17 protein-coding genes and 1 tRNA gene are annotated in these 16460 nt (G+C 51.2%); 16 read left to right on the forward strand and 2 right to left on the reverse strand.

The genetic code is table 11. From position 1 onward, the window contains the following. Nucleotides 1–18 precede the first annotated feature (18 nt). The 3 genes from AC1XDK_RS17490 to AC1XDK_RS17500 all read left to right on the forward strand — a co-directional run bounded on the left by AC1XDK_RS17490 (nt 19) and on the right by AC1XDK_RS17500 (nt 3672). The gene (locus AC1XDK_RS17490) at nt 19–1914 is read left to right on the forward strand and encodes a hypothetical protein (protein ID WP_483351250.1); all 1896 of its coding nucleotides are present in this window, start codon (nt 19–21) and stop codon (nt 1912–1914) included. A gap of 964 nt (nt 1915–2878) precedes the next feature. Next, nucleotides 2879–3001: a hypothetical protein gene (locus AC1XDK_RS17495; RefSeq protein WP_483351251.1), complete on the forward strand. Its 123-nt coding sequence runs from the start codon at nt 2879–2881 to the stop codon at nt 2999–3001. Between the two features lie 14 nt (nt 3002–3015). Beyond that, a complete protein-coding gene (locus AC1XDK_RS17500; RefSeq protein ID WP_483351252.1) occupies nt 3016–3672 on the forward strand; it encodes a hypothetical protein in 657 nt (218 codons plus the stop codon). A gap of 29 nt (nt 3673–3701) precedes the next feature. Here AC1XDK_RS17500 and AC1XDK_RS17505 read toward each other — a convergent pair whose 3' ends face one another. Further along, nucleotides 3702–4508: a DUF8081 domain-containing protein gene (locus tag AC1XDK_RS17505; RefSeq protein WP_483351253.1), complete on the reverse strand. Its 807-nt coding sequence runs from the start codon at nt 4506–4508 to the stop codon at nt 3702–3704. A gap of 129 nt (nt 4509–4637) precedes the next feature. On the opposite strand from AC1XDK_RS17505, the gene AC1XDK_RS17510 reads away from it, so the two are divergent. The 10 genes from AC1XDK_RS17510 to AC1XDK_RS17555 all read left to right on the forward strand — a co-directional run bounded on the left by AC1XDK_RS17510 (nt 4638) and on the right by AC1XDK_RS17555 (nt 11431). Further along, the gene (locus AC1XDK_RS17510; protein ID WP_483351254.1) at nt 4638–4892 is read left to right on the forward strand and encodes a DUF8139 family protein; all 255 of its coding nucleotides are present in this window, start codon (nt 4638–4640) and stop codon (nt 4890–4892) included. 119 nt (nt 4893–5011) lie between these two features. Next, nucleotides 5012–5152, forward strand: coding sequence for a hypothetical protein (locus AC1XDK_RS17515; RefSeq protein WP_483351255.1), 141 nt, complete (start codon nt 5012–5014; stop codon nt 5150–5152). Between the two features lie 791 nt (nt 5153–5943). Then, nucleotides 5944–6231, forward strand: a complete 288-nt coding sequence (locus tag AC1XDK_RS17520) for a DUF211 domain-containing protein (RefSeq protein ID WP_483351256.1) — start codon at nt 5944–5946, stop codon at nt 6229–6231. Continuing rightward, entirely contained in the window at nt 6231–6812 is a 582-nt protein-coding gene (locus AC1XDK_RS17525; protein WP_483351257.1) for a VIT1/CCC1 transporter family protein, read from the forward strand. The genes AC1XDK_RS17520 and AC1XDK_RS17525 overlap by 1 nt, the downstream gene beginning before the upstream one ends. 1188 nt (nt 6813–8000) lie before the next feature. Then, nucleotides 8001–8306 (forward strand): hypothetical protein, encoded by a 306-nt coding sequence (locus AC1XDK_RS17530; RefSeq protein WP_483351258.1) that lies wholly within the window; start codon nt 8001–8003, stop codon nt 8304–8306. A gap of 524 nt (nt 8307–8830) precedes the next feature. After that, nucleotides 8831–8915 (forward strand) — tRNA-Leu (locus tag AC1XDK_RS17535). A gap of 108 nt (nt 8916–9023) precedes the next feature. After that, nucleotides 9024–9302, forward strand: coding sequence for an ArsR family transcriptional regulator (locus AC1XDK_RS17540; RefSeq protein ID WP_483351259.1), 279 nt, complete (start codon nt 9024–9026; stop codon nt 9300–9302). 229 nt (nt 9303–9531) lie between these two features. Further along, entirely contained in the window at nt 9532–9900 is a 369-nt protein-coding gene (locus AC1XDK_RS17545; protein ID WP_483351260.1) for a hypothetical protein, read from the forward strand. A 581-nt stretch (nt 9901–10481) separates the two neighbouring features. After that, entirely contained in the window at nt 10482–10958 is a 477-nt protein-coding gene (locus tag AC1XDK_RS17550) for a helix-turn-helix domain-containing protein (RefSeq protein ID WP_483351261.1), read from the forward strand. Continuing rightward, nucleotides 10955–11431 (forward strand): PIN domain-containing protein, encoded by a 477-nt coding sequence (locus AC1XDK_RS17555; protein WP_483351262.1) that lies wholly within the window; start codon nt 10955–10957, stop codon nt 11429–11431. The genes AC1XDK_RS17550 and AC1XDK_RS17555 overlap by 4 nt, the downstream gene beginning before the upstream one ends. A 255-nt stretch (nt 11432–11686) precedes the next feature. On the opposite strand, the gene AC1XDK_RS17560 is transcribed toward AC1XDK_RS17555, so the two are convergent. Then, the gene (locus tag AC1XDK_RS17560; protein ID WP_483351263.1) at nt 11687–11911 is read right to left on the reverse strand and encodes a DUF7961 domain-containing protein; all 225 of its coding nucleotides are present in this window, start codon (nt 11909–11911) and stop codon (nt 11687–11689) included. A 301-nt stretch (nt 11912–12212) separates the two neighbouring features. Between AC1XDK_RS17560 and AC1XDK_RS17565 the strand changes: the two genes are divergently transcribed. The 3 genes from AC1XDK_RS17565 (at nt 12213) to AC1XDK_RS17575 (ending at nt 16021) form a co-directional block, all read left to right on the forward strand. Continuing rightward, complete coding sequence (locus tag AC1XDK_RS17565; protein ID WP_483351264.1) at nt 12213–13199, forward strand: bile acid:sodium symporter family protein; 987 nt, start codon at nt 12213–12215, stop codon at nt 13197–13199. Nucleotides 13200–13456: 257 nt separating this feature from the next. Next, nucleotides 13457–13675 carry a DUF8118 domain-containing protein gene (locus AC1XDK_RS17570; RefSeq protein ID WP_483351265.1) on the forward strand — a complete coding sequence of 73 codons (219 nt, stop codon included), beginning with the start codon at nt 13457–13459 and terminating at the stop codon, nt 13673–13675. Between the two features lie 414 nt (nt 13676–14089). Next, nucleotides 14090–16021, forward strand: coding sequence for an alkaline phosphatase D family protein (locus AC1XDK_RS17575; protein WP_483351266.1), 1932 nt, complete (start codon nt 14090–14092; stop codon nt 16019–16021). Nucleotides 16022–16460: the final 439 nt, after the last annotated feature.

Genomic DNA, 16460 nt, shown 5'->3' on the forward strand with positions numbered 1-16460 from the left:
TTGTCATTCGAGTTTGCGATGCGAGATGATAACAATCGGCACGACAATGGAGTCTATAGGAGAACAGTTACAAAACTCAGCAGTCTCGGTGTACTCGGTGCGTTAGCTGGAAGAACAGGTGCCAAGAGACAGAAAAACAACAATCAAAATAACGGTTCCAAAAAAACCTCGTCACGAGCAGAGGTTCGAGTTGGGAGTGGAAGACGGGTTTCTCCACGCGATTTTCATGAAGAGAACTATGAGATTACCCATACTTACCGCCGCAATGAAGCGATCAAAGTTTTACTCCGGGATCCAAAGGTAAATGCTATCGCGAGTAAGTGGATGGGGAGTTTCGAGGCATACGAACCACTGACTAACTCCCTGGGATCGATCAGTATCCAGGGTTGTCCCGACTATACTGCCAACGGGAGCTTTGACAAGGGATCGTGGGATATCACGGCGAAAAAACGACAGACAATTTACGGCTTAGTTGATCGTCGACGCAATGAGTTGGTCGCACTCGAAATCACTGATCCAACCGACATCCAGTGGACCGAGAAGTACAAACAGAAAAATATTCGACGGGGGCGAGTGGTCTATGAGCAGCCCAAGGTCAAAAAGTATCTCCAAGGGAAAGACTGGTGGCCCACTGTCAAAGTTGGAGAGAACATTACCTCGTTTGAGGGGAACCCTCATGGTGATGTCTCAATTGTCCTCTTCCCAGCTATCGGTGATAATAACACTGGAGTCGTCTCCGGGTTCGTGGACGTTACAGGAAAGAAACCCAAGTTCGAAGACGTCTATTTCGTCGACGATTTCGTTCGGTACTCAACTCAAGAACGCGCTCGCGAGATCAAACCCGACAAGAAATCTGTTCTGGGAATAGTCCCAGGCGTCCCGAAGACGAAACGGCCGATGAAAACGGCGAACAAAGGATATCATCGATTCGAGACGCTCCCAAACAAGAATTTCTCAGATGCTGGTTGGAATATCCACTGGGAAGAGCCAGAGACAATGGGAGTGAAATTCAAGGGCAAATTCCGGGGACAGCCGGTTTTCAGTGCAATGAATGGTATGGCTCCAACGACTTTTACCGGATATAATCTCCCGCCACGGAAGGGAAGAAACACACTTGATTGGTTCTTCCCAGAACACAAGCCAATATTCAATGGACATCACCTTTTCTGGGACATTCACAGTGTGTCATTTGGTGGGCCAGGTGCCCTTGCGAAAGTTGACTATCCTGAGCGCTGTGGGCATCCAAAAGGCTTCCAATTCCGAACGCACTATCACACCGGTGCAGAAGGAAAATCGAGTATTGATTTCCACTCCGGCGTGCGATTCGGTCCATACAACTACAATATCTCGTATGAATTCTTCAAAGATGGCCGATTCATACCCATCTGGCGTCGTCATGGTCCGGGTTATGTAACCGAGTCCCTCTATGGATATGGCAAAGCCTCGGATTACAAAGGAGAGGAAAACGTCGTCCAACAGTATATTTCGGCACAAGCATTCGAAGTGACCCCGGGAACACGAGATGGTGTTGAAGTCCAGTACTTCGATGGTGATTCCTGGTCAAAACCGACAAAAGAGTTTTACCAAGTCGGTGAACCGGGAACGAAATTACGGTTTACGAATCCAAATGGCTCCGAGACGGTAGACCTTCCAATGGAACGTGGAATGGAGGCTGTTGTCCTCAAGCGTAAATCCGGAGAGATAGGACCCGCCAAGTCGCAAGCAATGCGGGTTAGCGATTTAGACGCCGAGTTGAACTATTATCATCCTGCCCAGTATGTGGACGGCGACAAGATTCAAAACGAACAAGTCGTTCTGTGGTTACTCCTTGAGGCTTCAATGGATGAAGTACCCCATCCAGCTGGCGCGACAGCCTATGCTGCACTGGCAGAACTTCAGTTGAAGGGTTACTGAGTCTCAACAAATTCTATTTTCCGTCATATGTTTTTCTTCGATTAGATCCACGTTCAGCAGAGGAGAAGAGTATCCTTGGGCCTGTGTAGAAACGCACCGGGTGTTAGGACACCCGGTGCGGGTCCCCGGAACCTGAGTGAAACACTATGTCAACGAATCGCCTAGTGAACTTGAAGCTGCTGAGACGGCACAGAAACGCGCAGAGGCCGAACAATTCGCCTTCCACGTCGAAGCCCCGGACTCATCGACGTTACCAACGAGAACCACGAGACCCCTGCAGACCACCAGTACACAGTCTCCATCGATGACGTGACCAACGAACTGATGGCCTGTACGTGCCCGCATCACGTCCACCGCAATGTCTTCTGCAAACACATGGCCGCCGTCGAAAACGCAACCGACGACGGGGCGCTAGAGGCATTCCCATCAGAGAACAACGAGATCGACTCCGAAAACTGTGACTGTGACGGTCTCGGTGACTTCCCGTGCTGGCCGTGCGTGCGAACAGGATCGGACAGAACTGCCGAACTAACCACCGTTTCAGCTCTTTTTTATCCATAACACGCCAATTGACGTTCTCGAAGATTACTGACCAGCGAACGCTGACGAAAAGCGCGAGCACTGTGACCGATGATACCCTCGGGACATCCGCTGGCTTCTGTTTCTGTACGAACTCGCCTCCCTCTTCTCGTCTTCATCAGGTATTGTTTTCCTTGCCGTCGCTCGGTCTCTCTTCTTAGCATGATGGTGATGTCGATATTAGTATAAAATACTAACCTTGGACAATATTGCAAACCCCGACCGCTTCCCTGACTACCCACACCGACAATCGTCCTATCACTCTACCATCCACCAATAACTGGGACTGAGAACTCCCGTTCGCAGTTCTCAGCCGGGGATTGCAGCTCACAGCTGCCAAGTGCAAACTTATAACCGTCTCTACCAAGTAGAGATACATACGAACATGGCGCTGGAAAAGATACTCACGGTCGAACAATTGGCCGAAACAACAGGCCAATCGGAAGAACAACTCCGAAAAGACCGCGAAGCTGCAGAGAAGATGGCTGGCGACGCTGCAGACGAATAGCGCTACACCTTTTCATGACTGGTAGTGGTTCGACGAACACGATAGACCAATTACTCGGTCATACTGATGGTCCATCGAAGCCAATCGCGGACCGTGATCTGACTCGCGTTCGCTCATCTGCATATATTGTCCACGGCAATTTCGCCAGACTTGATGAGATCTGTGATGGCATCACAACGACTGGGCTCATCAGTGCCCGTGAGTCTACAGCAAAGACAGACGTACGAAACGAAGTCTATCGACGCACCCATAATTATCTCTCGTCATTCTATTCCTACAATGAGCAGATTCGAACCATCCTCAACGACCGTCTCAGCGAGAACATCCACAAAGGCTACTTTTTACCAGCCCGCGACAACAAAGGCAGCCCGGAGTACATTCGACGAGGTACGTTTCTTTGGGGACTGAGAAATGACTTCCAGCACGGTGATTATTGGTGCCTATCAATCGAAGAACAGGGCTCAATGGATGGGCAGGACAAATACCACTTACTCTTTAAGAAAGAGCATTTCGAGGCGACTGCAAAAGGAAATCTCGATAGCTCCGGCGATTATCTGGCTCATGCACCCGATTCAGATTTAGAATACCCACTGCCGTACATCGGTGATTTTCATCGAAATCTTTTCAACGAATTCGAAACCGCGTTCGAGAATTGGTGTACTCGGAGTTGAACCTGTATCGGCTTGCTCTACTGTGAAAGTCATTCTGCAGGCGTCACCTCCTGAATTCGGAGCGAATACTGCTCAGGCAAATCCTCAATCTTCACCCGAATCTTTAACACTCGCTCTCGGGTTGCCAATTCCTCCATCACCACGCCCTGTGACCGCTCAAACGACGCGTTGCCGGTTTTGATCTCGCAGTAATACTTCGTCAGCACACGCCCATCCCACCCATTCTTTGCCTGAACGACACAGTCCGGTGTCCATCGTTTTTCCCCGTCCGGATGGTTAACCGAGATCGGTCTGCCTCTGTCGACCTCAAGAGCTAGCCCGGACGCTAACTCACCGTCATCGAGCTCTAGATCTTGTCGAACAAAGTAGTAGAGTGCGTGGGGTTTCGGAGCGGACGTTAGAATTGCCTCCCCAAGTGCCCCGTAGAGATTCGCACCAACATCGAACGTCCATGTCTCACCATCAGTTGCAGCTGGGTCTGAAATCGATGGTGTGTGATCAGCAAGAAGATAGGCATCCACATCACGCGAGTCATTCGTCGGTGCAGCCTGAATCCGTAGTGACCCATCTCCTGCCGACAACTGTTCCGCATACGCTTCTGCATGGTCTCGTGACCCAAAGTCAAGAGTACGCCCATGCACCGTAATGACTTTTGAAAGTGTGGAATTCACCTCGATGGCGTTATCTTTCACTTCAACGGCAAACACCGTTCGATCGCCTGACGTGATTGGATCAGCGATGTATTCGTCACTTGCTGTCTCATCCTTCGATGACCGCTTTATGAGGCTCCCCTTGTCGAATTGTAGTTGCACCGTGTCTGACTCAGGATCGGGCATTGGGTCGATTTTGTCACCTCTTCATCTAAAGAGATTCGTCAATGGTTTCAGAAGCACCCATGCTAGATTGACCCTCATCACGCACCCCGAGACGACACTTGACGGTTAAAGACGAAACCTCCGGGGACAATGATAGTTGGAGATACGTTCAACCTTGCGAACGAGCCCTACCAACTAGGCGACGACGGACAGGTCTACGTCTCAGAGACTGATCCCGATAGCGAACATCACGGGAAAGAAGGCACCGTCACGGATGTCCTGCAGAACAACCTCGGAGACGAGACCGGGCGTGAACTGGACTCCTACAGCTACCACCTTGAAACCGATGGTGAGGAAATCGATGTCTGGTTCAGGCACCGCGACTTGGTACCGGTATCACAGTAACCAAGTACCGATACTCCATTGCAATGGGCAATAACGAACGCAAATCAACGTGGTCACAGATCTGAGATGCACTCGAAGTTAACGAGGATCGCCTACTCAGTGCGTGGCTTACGGGAAGTTTGCACCCGACGAAGGACGTCATCTACGAGAGCGGTGTCGATGTTGTCCTCGCATTCGAGAGCTTCGATGCTACGGACAACTTCGAATATGATGGGCGCTATCCGGAGACGATTGCGGTCGGTGGCATCACCCGAGAGTGATTATGATGGCGAAATCAATCAAATGTGTTCATCTGAATACCTCATTCATTGTCGTACAGGATTCTCTGGCTTAAAATACACAAGATATACCTCATACCTCAGATTTCGTCGCTCACAGGTTCTGAAGTGTTCGAATTGTCCATTATGTGCCTCACTAATCTGCCGTTTGAGGCCTGCAAACGCTGAATTCATCTATAGAAGGCGGAAAGGGATGCGTTCCTCATCCGAGAATCTCATGTCCACTTACGAGACGTCGGTTTCCCCATTAGCACGAAAACCAAAGTTCAAAGAAAGATTCGCTTACTAGTTTTCTCCCCACTACCAATTCGGTGTGACAGCTTACAGTCCCTTATGCCACTGATAGAGACAGAGGAAGCCAGATGCGTTGCCTAGCTGGTGAGATGAACCAGTTACTGCAGTTGAATGAGCTCCGTATCGTCTAGGAGAAACAGAGCGAAGAAACGATCTGTGGCCCCAAGTTCAAGTGTTATCCATGGTCCGTATGTTGGCATTGCCAGCGTTCGTTTTGACACTTTCTCTCCTCGTTTTGCTCCCTGTTTCGCTTGATATCCCTATCTACTATCTACGAATCTGTTTCTGCTCGAGACAACGAGTCGTCAACGCCATTCGCCTGCCTTGTCATGAAGTCTATCGAACGTAACCTTGCAGGATCTCTCTATCCCGCTGAACGCTAATAATGCTGAATTATACTGAAGTATCGATTCACACTCGATCTCTTCTGATGTTCGTCCACCAAATGAACTATAAACTGTGCATTGTAAGATAGTGTGATGGCCCCTGTTAAGCGGTTAGTTATTGACGTACTGAAACCGCACGAACCGTCGACAGTCGAATTCGCTCAACATATCGCCGGGACGAACAACGTCGCCGCTGTCAACGCGACGCTCATCGAACTCGACCAAGAAGTCAAAAACTTGAAACTTACGCTCGAAGGCGATGAGATCAAGTACGACGATGTAAAAGCGTCCGTCACAGACGCCGGCGGGACGATCCACTCGGTCGATCAGGTCGTTTGTGGAGAGCATCTCGTCGAAGATGCACCCACGCCTCAGGACTGATGGGTGCGGAAAACTCGGTGTCTCTCCTGGAACGAATCGATGATAGGATTGGGCCGATCGCGAGACGATACTTCGTCTCGAACGGGTTCGACGGCGCACTGACTGGCGTCGGAGTCACCGTCAGCGCATATCTCTCCGGAGTCTCTGACGGGTTACAAGTCATTGCGATCGGCCTCGGCGGTGCTGTCGGTCTCACGACCTCGGGCATCTGGAGTGTCTGGGAGATCGAGCGTGCCGAGATGCGTGCCGAACTGCACGACCTCGAAGATGCGATGCTTACTGACCTGAGTAATACACAGGTCGAACGAAACAAAACCAGTAATCAGGTAGTTAATGCTCTCATGAGTGGCCTCGGGCCGTTGTGTGGGCTCATCGTACCGCTTATTCCATTTCTCTTCGAGGGGCCAGCACTCTCGCTGCTCCAAGCCACGATACTCTCTGTCGCCATGGCATGCGGCGTTTTGTTCGCCTTCGGAGCGTACATGGCATCGATCTCTCGCCAGCGGTGGTATATTGCCGGAATTCGGATGGGAATCGCCGGTATCGTCGTTGCGCTCATCAACATCTTTCTTCCAGGTTAGCCCTTGGTCCTCACTTTCTGCTGAGGTAGTAGACACGTCGGTGGCGATTACTTACCGAAATTTGATGCAAATCACGTTCGTTGGTTGAGCTAAAATCGTATACTCCGTGGTCAATATATTTCGACGATACATATCGTACGCAGCCCACGCACTGTCAAGACGGCACAGAAACGCACATAGGCCGAACAACTCTCCTCCGACGTCGATGCCCCCAGACTCATCGACGTCACCAACAAGAGCCACAAGAACCTCGCTGCCTTCCAGTACACAGTCTCCATCGACGACGTGACCGAAGAGCTAATGGCCTGCACGTGCCCGCACCACGTCCACGAACTCTCAACGTATGTCTATCGGTGGATAGCGAAAACGATGCAGAGCCAGAAAATTTCAACTGTGACAGCTTCAATGGTTCCCTGTACTGGCTTACGCTTTTGGACGAGCTCATACCTTCTCTTAGTCGAACATAGCACTGTTTTCAGGTCATCCGTTCACACTGATTGCTTCAGCGTTGATAACAAGGTTAGTATATTATGCTAACATCGAACGCCTTCCAAATCCCGATAACTGTATCGCGTATCGGCCCTCACGTGCTTTCCCTGGCAAACGTCCCAATTACTTATCCGTATTGGAGCCTGCGACACTACATAATGAATCAAGCAGATTTCCCGCAATCCCGGTCGGAAATCACTGACGATCTCCCAGCTCTCGATTGTGATGCGTGTCAATCTGCTCTCGATCCCGAGAGCCAGCAGGCTGTGTCATTTCTCCTTTTAGATCATCTCCGCATTCCAGTTCTCAGTTGTGATGACCATCTCGAGCAATTCACTTCGATCTGTGGGCTCACCTCTGACGACACAGCAACGCTCCTCCATCACCAACCCGCTGGTGGTATCTCGTGTCCCGGCTGTCGTTTCGCGTCGTATTCTGCAGCCCAATCCCTGATCCCTGTCCAAGACGGCGCAATTGTACCCATTGCATGTCCAGAACACCAGTCAAAGATTATTCAGCGATTCCAGACAGGGCTGCAGACCCACCAACAGCTAACGTCTGGTCTTGGTACGACCACTGGCTCCTTACTGTGAATTCTAGTGTGCCCCGAGAACAACTATCCGTACGTAAAAAATAGAGGATCATTCTATCACAGCAGAAACCAGAATCGACATGCCAACTCGCACTGCCACTGTATCTATGCCACAAACCGTCAACGAACTCCGCAACGAAATTCGACAGGCTGTTGGGAGATACGAACGGATTGAATCGACGTCCTTCACCAAAGAAGCCCTTGCAGCAATCTGTGCGGCTGTCAACTACGATATCGACACGACCAATCTCCCACCCAAACCCCAGATGCGGGCTGGAATCCTCTGGAAAATCGGCGAACTGGACGACGATAACCCAGACCATACGTCAAACGCGTTCCGGAAGGCAGAGCTCGAAGCGATTGCAGCTGCGCTGCAAGACAACGAGCGACCTCGAACTTCCTCACGCCAATAACAGTAGTATAGACAGTTCAACCGGATCAGCTAACTCAAACTGGACTCACTGACGATAGTATCTTGTTGGGTTCTCTTGAATACGATCCGCCCCCGGGAGATTTCCGCCGGAAGCATGACAGCGGGACCACGCCCCCATATGAGCCGGATTGAGAGATGCTGCGGGTTGGATGACAAACGGGTAGCCGCTGTGACCTGAACTGCGTTCACAGCTACCCTGGGGAGGTAGCGCCTCTGACGTTACTTCGATTAGGGATGGTGGCCGAGTTTCCTCGGGCCACCGAGTCCAATGAACAGACCAGAAAAAGGCGTTCTGACCAGTCTCTCAAAACCAAGCTCTAACAGTAATTTCTACGGTGCTAATGGATCGAGACCTCATCGGTTAACCGACGTAGCCATTCAGGCTCTTCAGCACTCTCACTCGGCACAAGAGGTTTAACTAACTGCTCCCGGCACAACGCTATTGCTTAGCGCTCTCCGACAATTAGTAATTCATTTATCCAAACCAAAATAATCGTCCGATAAGCGAGGGTTGCCAAGCCAGGCCAACGGCGGTGGGCTTAAGACCCGCTCGTGTAGACGTCCATGGGTTCGAATCCCATCCCTCGCATTCGGATTCACACCACTGAAACGATATCTGTAGGAGACCAGTTTCAACCCGACAGACGTCTCTGCCATATCAATAGTGCCTTGGCTAACTAGCCACATCTGCCGACCAATGGAACAACGTACCCCAACGTCAGACGATACAGATGATCCAAACACACCCCCACCGACTGATGTGCTGTCTGAGCTCACTCCAAGTGCAAAACTGGTCGTGAAGACACTCGAATACAACAATGATTCGCTCACACAAGGAGAACTCGCCGATAAATCTCTCCTTCCAACACGCACGGTTCGCTACGCACTTACGCAACTCGAAGACCACGATCTCGTCGACTCACGCTTCTCGTTTGCCGATGCACGAAAGCGCTACTACTCTCTTGCTTTCGACTAAGCATGCAGAATTGGCGTGAGAGACGACGGCTCTGCACAATCAGCTCAGACCGACGCTGAAATCAGAGACAAAAACGAACGACAGTCGCTAATTGAAACCGATTGCTTTGCAATCTACCCTCGTTCAATTGATCCCAGCGCCATACACAAGACATACCGATGACCGCAAACGCTCTTGAAAAGATCATCAGTCGCCATTCTTTTATGACAAAGGGATCAGAACCAGACGTATGGTTGACGACAATACCGAAACAAGCGACGAACCCACACAAGAAGCGACAGATTCTCAAGACAATTCCGAGGAACAATCGTTCCGAGAGCGTGTCGAAGAAATGCGTGAACAACGCGCTGAAGAGGGGGAAGGTGAACGACCTGAGAGCCCCTTCGGTAGTAGTGGGGGCCCTGGCATGGGCGGCGGTAATCCAATGGCACAGATGATGGGTGGCATGATGGGCGGCGGTGCTCCCGGTGGTCGACCTGGTGAGAGCGAACGTGGCGGTAATGAGGAACTCGTCAAGGAAGTTCGTCAACTCCGCGATGAGGTACGTGACGTCACTCGGCAACTCCAGCGTATCGCCGATGCAGTAGAAGATAACTAGTGCGTTCAATTGGCACGACTGTGGTTGCACTGCATAAGGGGAGTGACCACTGACCCTGGCGGAAGAACCCGGTTATCGATGGAGTCACTACAATCGATCGCATCCTTTCCTATCTCTTATCTACAGTTATTCAGTCTATTGGATGGTATTTTGGAGGGAATGTCGCCTGCTGTAGATAATAGAAGCCGACGATGAAGAGACCCTGTCCTATGAACAAGAAAATGAGTATTTCGATTGGAACGTGGTATTTTCCGATGAGCTGAGCGGTAACTAGACTAACGAACACACTCCCGATTACGAACCACGAGGCTGTTTTCACAATTTGTTCAGAGAGAAGGAATTCAGCGAGACGGACGTTATTTCTGCGGAGAAGTGATTCCCCACCTACTGAATCAGTACCCTGAATGGACATCGTCGTTGTGATAAATGGTAGCAAATCACATTAATACCCCTGATTGTACAGCAACATTATCATCGGACAACGACCGCTTGTGACCGAATACATAATATCTCCTCTCCGAACGTAGGCAGTGCGAAACGCTTAGGGATATACGAGTAACTCGTATATTCGTGAATTTCGTATGAGCGTCACAGACGATACTCCCATCTCGCGAAAACGTCTTCAAACTGTGTTTGAACAACTCGCAAACGATCGGAAGCTTGATATCCTTAGCTACGCGGCCGATCACGAGTGGTTTACCGTAACAGCCCTCAAAGACGACCTCGGAATTCCCCACACGACAGCGCACGACTATTGCCGTGAGTTGCACCAAGCGGGGCTCCTGCATCGCGAGCAAATGAAGCCTGCAACCTACAGTGCCGTTGAATTCGATATTCAACTGTCACTGGATGCCATAGCAACAGCTGTCGAGACAGAGTCTGAAACAATCGGTTATATGCTTGCGACGTATGGTGACGGTATCATCGACGAGCTCCTCGATATCTGGGAGCGTGTCGATGCCGGAGAACTCACCTATCGCGAGGCGAGTGGCATGCTTGACATGCAGCACGCCGATTTCCTTCGACTGGCGTCTGAACTCGAGTTGTTTAACCGATGACTGTCGTTGTACTGGATGCAAACGCAGTTATCAGGCACGGCCGAGCATTTCCGGATCGCGTTCGTACCGCCGTCAAAGGGGGAATCACCCTTATCCTCCCGCGTTCGGTAAAGCAAGAACTCGTTGACGACGTGCTTGCAGCTGACAATGCACCTGCTAATCATCGTGCCTCGGCACAAGCAATTCAGGATCTCGTCGACGAAGGATTTCTCGTGCTTCGAACACCGAATTTTGAGAGATATAGTGGTGTCATTGACGAAGCGCGTCGACGGATTGCAGACGATACACTTCCGGAACACACTGTCAAAGCCGACCAATACATTCCAGCACTCGTCTGTGGCCTCGCTACCGATGATACCGTCCATCTGGTTACCGCCGATACAAAACTTCGTACTGTTGTCCGAGACATCACAGCCCAGCACGAAATCGCAGAGGACGTTAAATTGTGTGATCCATTGACGATCCTCTCGTGAGTGCGTTCCGAATTCGATTCTCTTTTGGCTAGTCTTCCGCAATCCACCGGACAACACCCGCGGACTCAATTTTCCACGTTCCAACGCATCCAGATCATGCGGGTCTTCGAGCCGCTGAAGCACTGGCTGCTGTTTCATCCCAACCGTATCTGCATCCCACCGAGCGATCACTGCCGGAAACTCGACCGCACGAATCACTCTACGAATATCGTCATAGCTCTTTTTTCCACAAATCATCCAGTAGGGAAAGATGGACTACGACAGCGTCACAGACTCTAGTTCACCAACCTCGTACAAATATTGCTTAATCCCTTTCTCCTCACACTTTCCAGGAAATTCCGTGGGGACAATATACTCCCGTTCACTGTTCTCCTCAAATTGATTCAGAAACACCACGCTCACTACATCCACTGAAACCACAACACCAATCGTCAGATCAGAATCGTCGTGAGTAGTCTTGTAAATGTAGTCATTAAACATAAACGGCTACTCGCTTATCTTACTAACCTTCGCGATGCGAGTCGTCCTCGGGAACTGCCGGAATGATGTCCCCTTTGTGTGGAAAACTCCTCTTCTGGGTTTTGCACTCGGATATCGACGAGTTCTTCGGTGATGAGATTGCGAAGTCGTTCCAATCGTCCAAATTGGGCACTATTCAGTCTACGTCCTGTATGGAGCACCAATATCGGCAATTTTGGGCATGTCCGGCAGGAATAAATCTGCAACCGGGAATTTTTCAAGATATGAATCAAAGACAATTACGGACTATCGTGGAAGAGCTATGAACAGTCTGAACGCCGCAAAACGTGTTAGTGCATTTGCGAATCGATACTTCGTCGTCTGGGTGCTTGCGTTCTCCGCTATCGCGTTCGTCGTTCCACCGGCGTTCACATGGATCGGCCCGTACATCACGCCACTTCTCGGCATCATCATGCTTGGGATGGGAATCACGCTTCAGCCAGTGGACTTTGAGCGGCTTTTCGAGCGACCACGTGACGTCTTCATCGGGGCACTTACTCAGTGGGTGGTCATGCCGACCGCGGCCTATCTCGTCGCCGTCGTACTCTCGCTGCCTCCAGAACTCGCCCTTGGCGCTATCCTCGTCGGCGCGGCACCTGGTGGTACCGCCTCGAACGTGATGACTTACCTTGGGGACGGCGATGTGGCACTCTCTGTTGCCATCACCACTGTGACAACGCTTGCGGCACCTATCGTGATGCCTGCATGGGTCATCTTCCTCGCGGGGGAGCAGCTGAGTGTCACCTTCGCGGATCTGTTTTTCAGCATCGTGCAGGTAGTGCTAGTCCCTGTGACTGCCGGTTTCGCCATTCGGTATGTACTTGACCGGAGGGCACCGTCTGTCGCCGAAGCGAGCATCGAGGTATTCCCAACAGTGAGCGTCGTCGCAATCGTTGCTATCGTCGCGGCCGTCGTCGGCCTCAGTCAGGAAACGATCGCGACCGCCGGAGCCGTCGTCGTGGTCGCTGTCATTGCACACAATTCGATTGGTCTCGGGGCCGGGTATGGCGTCGGCCGTCTTACCGGAATGAGTGAGAAACGGGTTCGTACCTGTACGTTCGAGGTCGGACTGCAAAACAGCGGTCTCGCCGTAGCGCTCGCGACGTCATTCTTCTCGCCAACTGCGGCGCTCCTTCCAGCATTGTTCAGCATCTGGCACAACGTTAGCGGTCCGGCGTTGGCCTCCTACTTCTCGCGGGAAGACAAAGCTGGATCGGCAGCACCAGCACCGGTTTCCACTGACGACTAAGCAGGATCTACTCGACCAAGCACAACACCAAGCCAGAACATCAAATGGTAGTCGGCGATTGCTGATTTCCCTCGTTTTACTGCGTTCACAACTGCACTCTTCTGTCTACAGAGGCTCATCGGTCGTATCGAACAGAAAACCAATAGGGAGAGAAGACCGTCACGGTCTACTTGTGCTCTTTCCCAAACATAGAATCCGATGAGCGAACGCTTCAGCTACTCCGGAGCACCACACGCCTCTCAACTAATGGCCTGTACGTGCCTGCATCACATCCACTACAACGCTTCCTGCAAACACATGGCCGCCGTCGAACATGCAACCGACGACAGAACACTCGTGCTTTCCCCTCCGAGGAGCGTGTCAGTGGCCCGTACACGGGCAACGACACGTACGGCAGCGCCGATCACACCTACTGGACGTGTAAGGACTGTGGTACGGAAGCCACTGACGAGTGTGCGCTCGCAGACTGCTGCTAGCTTACTTCTTCCGTTTCTTCACTGCGAACGAACCGATATCGTCTCTAACAGAAATAGCGCACCTCTTAATGATCAAGTGATTAATACCTCGAATTTGAGCATTTACCAGTCATCACTGACCTAAAATCCCCGGAATAAACTAACGAGCACTATCTAGCACTCTTGACTTCGGCTCAATTTGCCGTTCAGCAAAAAATGTTGGTAAGGAATCACTGTTATCCCATCTCTTCTTGTGAGTTGCCGAACCATCATGCGCTCGTCCACACTGTTTAGTTGGATACCAACCACTACGTTGTCTACATACCACGATTGATGTGTCCAGTTCTTTCCTAGCTTTTCTCTACCAAATATATATTGGTAGAGAACTATTATAAATATTCTTACGCCGACGATTGAGCATATTATGCGGATAAAATGGCAGAAATTGACAGTAATAATAAGACGGATTTCCAACAAACCAAACTCCTTTCCTCTAAACGTCGTGAATTCCTCCGGACGGCAACAGGCGTGGCAGGACTTACGACATTCGGGACAGTCGGACTTGCTGCTGGAAAAAAGGACAGTTCGACCAAGCAAAGTGATAACCTCTTCACCCTAGGCGTCGCTTCTGGTGATCCTCTTCCTGACTCGGTCGTCCTCTGGACGCGTCTTGCACCAAAGCCACTCCAAGCCGATGGTGGCATGTCGGACAAAAAAGTCCCTGTCGCTTGGAAGGTAGCCACCCGAGAGAATATGCAGCACGTCGTGAAAGACGGAACAGCCTACGCTCGTCCAGAACATGCCCATTCCGTGCACGTTGAACCGGAAGGACTTGAGCCCAACACAGAATACTACTATCAATTCCATGTTGGCTCAAATAAAAGCCCAGTCGGCCGAACGAAGACTGCCCCCGCAGCCGACTCGGATGTCGACGAACTTAGCTTCGCATTCGCCTCCTGTCAGAACTATCCATCCGGCTATTACACCTCCCATCAGCACCTCGCCGAAGAAGACCTTGACCTGGCCTTCCATCTTGGCGACTACATATACGAAGGTGGCGCAGAAGGATCGTTCGACCGGGCCCACGAACCACCACGTGAGATCAAGAGTTTAAGCGATTACCGCATTCGCTATGCGCAGTACAAAACGGATTCGAACCTCCAGGATGCCCATGCGGCGTTCCCCTGGATCGTTACCTGGGACGACCACGAAGTCGCAAATAATTACGCCGACGAGATAGACGAGGGAACACCCCCAGAAGAGTTCCTCAAACGGCGAGCCGCGGCTTACCAAGCGTACTGGGAGCACCAACCGATACGCCGGTCACGAATGCCTGATGGCCCAGACATGCCGCTCTACCGTCGATTTACGTTTGGCCAACTGGCCGAGTTCAACGTGCTCGACACCCGGCAGTATCGTGATGATCAGACCTCTTCCAGCGAGGAAGCGAAGGATCCGGAACGAACTATTCTCGGCGACGAGCAGGAACAATGGCTGCTCAATGGATTTGATAAGTCCACATCCAAGTGGAACGTCCTTGCGAATCAAGTTCCCCTCGCGGCAACGGATGAAAACGCAGACCCGACCAAGGTGGATTTCGGCGGCGGCGACAAGTGGGATGGCTACCGGGCTGATCGGCAGACAGTGCTCGATGCGATGGCAAAAAATGACGATCTCAACCCTGTGGTCATCACTGGTGACGTCCACCACAACTACGCCTATAATCTCAAGGCTGACTTTTCGAACCCTGACTCCGACACAGTAGGTACAGAATTTGTCGGCACGTCGATCTCATCGTTCGGAGATACGTCGGGGCTCACCCAGTATGGTCCCTCGGCGGGCGAACCATGGCAGCGACTTTCGAATGCTGATCGAGGTTATGTCCGCTGTACGCTTACTCCCGAGCAATTGCAGACCGACTATCGAGTTGTCTCGACCGTTGAGGAACCGACCGCGACAATCGACACCCTCGCATCGTTTGTGACTGAAGCTGGCAATCCTGGTGCACAACTGACCTCTGAACAGCCAGAGGAAGAACCGGTTGTGATCACCGACATTCGCCCGAATCAGGATGGAGATCTCAATAACGAGTACGCCACACTCAAGAACGATGGTAATTCGGCTATCGACATGACAGACTTCATCCTCAGCTTCGAAGACGGACGCGGACAAAACTATACGTTCGGTGACTTTACTCTTGGAGCAGGCGAGTCAGTTACTGTCCGGAATGGGAGTGGTGAGGACACTCAGTCGACTCTCTATACTGGCTGGGATCATGCAGTTTTGAACAACAGCCACCCCGATACCGTGGTTATCGCCAACGACGAGAAGATCATCCTCGACGATAAATCGTACCAACCAGCATAAAATCGGCGGACCTGCGTGAGTACGGGACGAAAAGAACTGACGAACTAACCACCATTACAGCTCTTTTTATCCCTGGTACGGTAGACAACCCTCTCAAGCTCACTCTACCTAAGCCCTAAATGAATTAGCATGAGTATCCCCGTGCTAATTCAGTCGAATATCGGCGAGGGATCTGTTTGGCGGTCAGAGTCACAGAATTAGACTCTGTTATTACCCGAATCCCCGTGTCTTCCCGATAACCGCCCCCACCCACGCCCACACCACCAACCTCTAATCGATCTGCACTCACAACTTCTCGTATCCTGTGGGCAGTCGGCCGGCAGAAACAGCGCTCATCTTGACGTCACACACCCCGTTTTTCAAGTGAAATTTACCATCACAGATAGTTGTCGTCTACTACTCAGACAATCCACTAGTACCACACCATATTTCCGGAGTA

Source organism: Haladaptatus sp. HS23, assembly GCF_056892285.1.

Coding starts and splice junctions, on each gene's coding strand:
- AC1XDK_RS17525 (WP_483351257.1), top strand. CDS start 6,231: ATGGGTGCGGAAAACTCGGTGTCTCTCCTGGAACGAATCGATGATAGG.
- AC1XDK_RS17500 (WP_483351252.1), top strand. CDS start 3,016: ATGACTGGTAGTGGTTCGACGAACACGATAGACCAATTACTCGGTCAT.
- AC1XDK_RS17520 (WP_483351256.1), top strand. CDS start 5,944: ATGGCCCCTGTTAAGCGGTTAGTTATTGACGTACTGAAACCGCACGAA.
- AC1XDK_RS17530 (WP_483351258.1), top strand. CDS start 8,001: ATGCCACAAACCGTCAACGAACTCCGCAACGAAATTCGACAGGCTGTT.
- AC1XDK_RS17565 (WP_483351264.1), top strand. CDS start 12,213: ATGAACAGTCTGAACGCCGCAAAACGTGTTAGTGCATTTGCGAATCGA.
- AC1XDK_RS17545 (WP_483351260.1), top strand. CDS start 9,532: ATGGTTGACGACAATACCGAAACAAGCGACGAACCCACACAAGAAGCG.
- AC1XDK_RS17490 (WP_483351250.1), top strand. CDS start 19: ATGCGAGATGATAACAATCGGCACGACAATGGAGTCTATAGGAGAACA.
- AC1XDK_RS17555 (WP_483351262.1), top strand. CDS start 10,955: ATGACTGTCGTTGTACTGGATGCAAACGCAGTTATCAGGCACGGCCGA.
- AC1XDK_RS17550 (WP_483351261.1), top strand. CDS start 10,482: ATGAGCGTCACAGACGATACTCCCATCTCGCGAAAACGTCTTCAAACT.
- AC1XDK_RS17575 (WP_483351266.1), top strand. CDS start 14,090: ATGGCAGAAATTGACAGTAATAATAAGACGGATTTCCAACAAACCAAA.
- AC1XDK_RS17560 (WP_483351263.1), bottom strand. CDS start 11,911: ATGTTTAATGACTACATTTACAAGACTACTCACGACGATTCTGATCTG.
- AC1XDK_RS17495 (WP_483351251.1), top strand. CDS start 2,879: ATGGCGCTGGAAAAGATACTCACGGTCGAACAATTGGCCGAAACAACA.
- AC1XDK_RS17510 (WP_483351254.1), top strand. CDS start 4,638: ATGATAGTTGGAGATACGTTCAACCTTGCGAACGAGCCCTACCAACTA.
- AC1XDK_RS17505 (WP_483351253.1), bottom strand. CDS start 4,508: ATGCCCGATCCTGAGTCAGACACGGTGCAACTACAATTCGACAAGGGG.
- AC1XDK_RS17540 (WP_483351259.1), top strand. CDS start 9,024: ATGGAACAACGTACCCCAACGTCAGACGATACAGATGATCCAAACACA.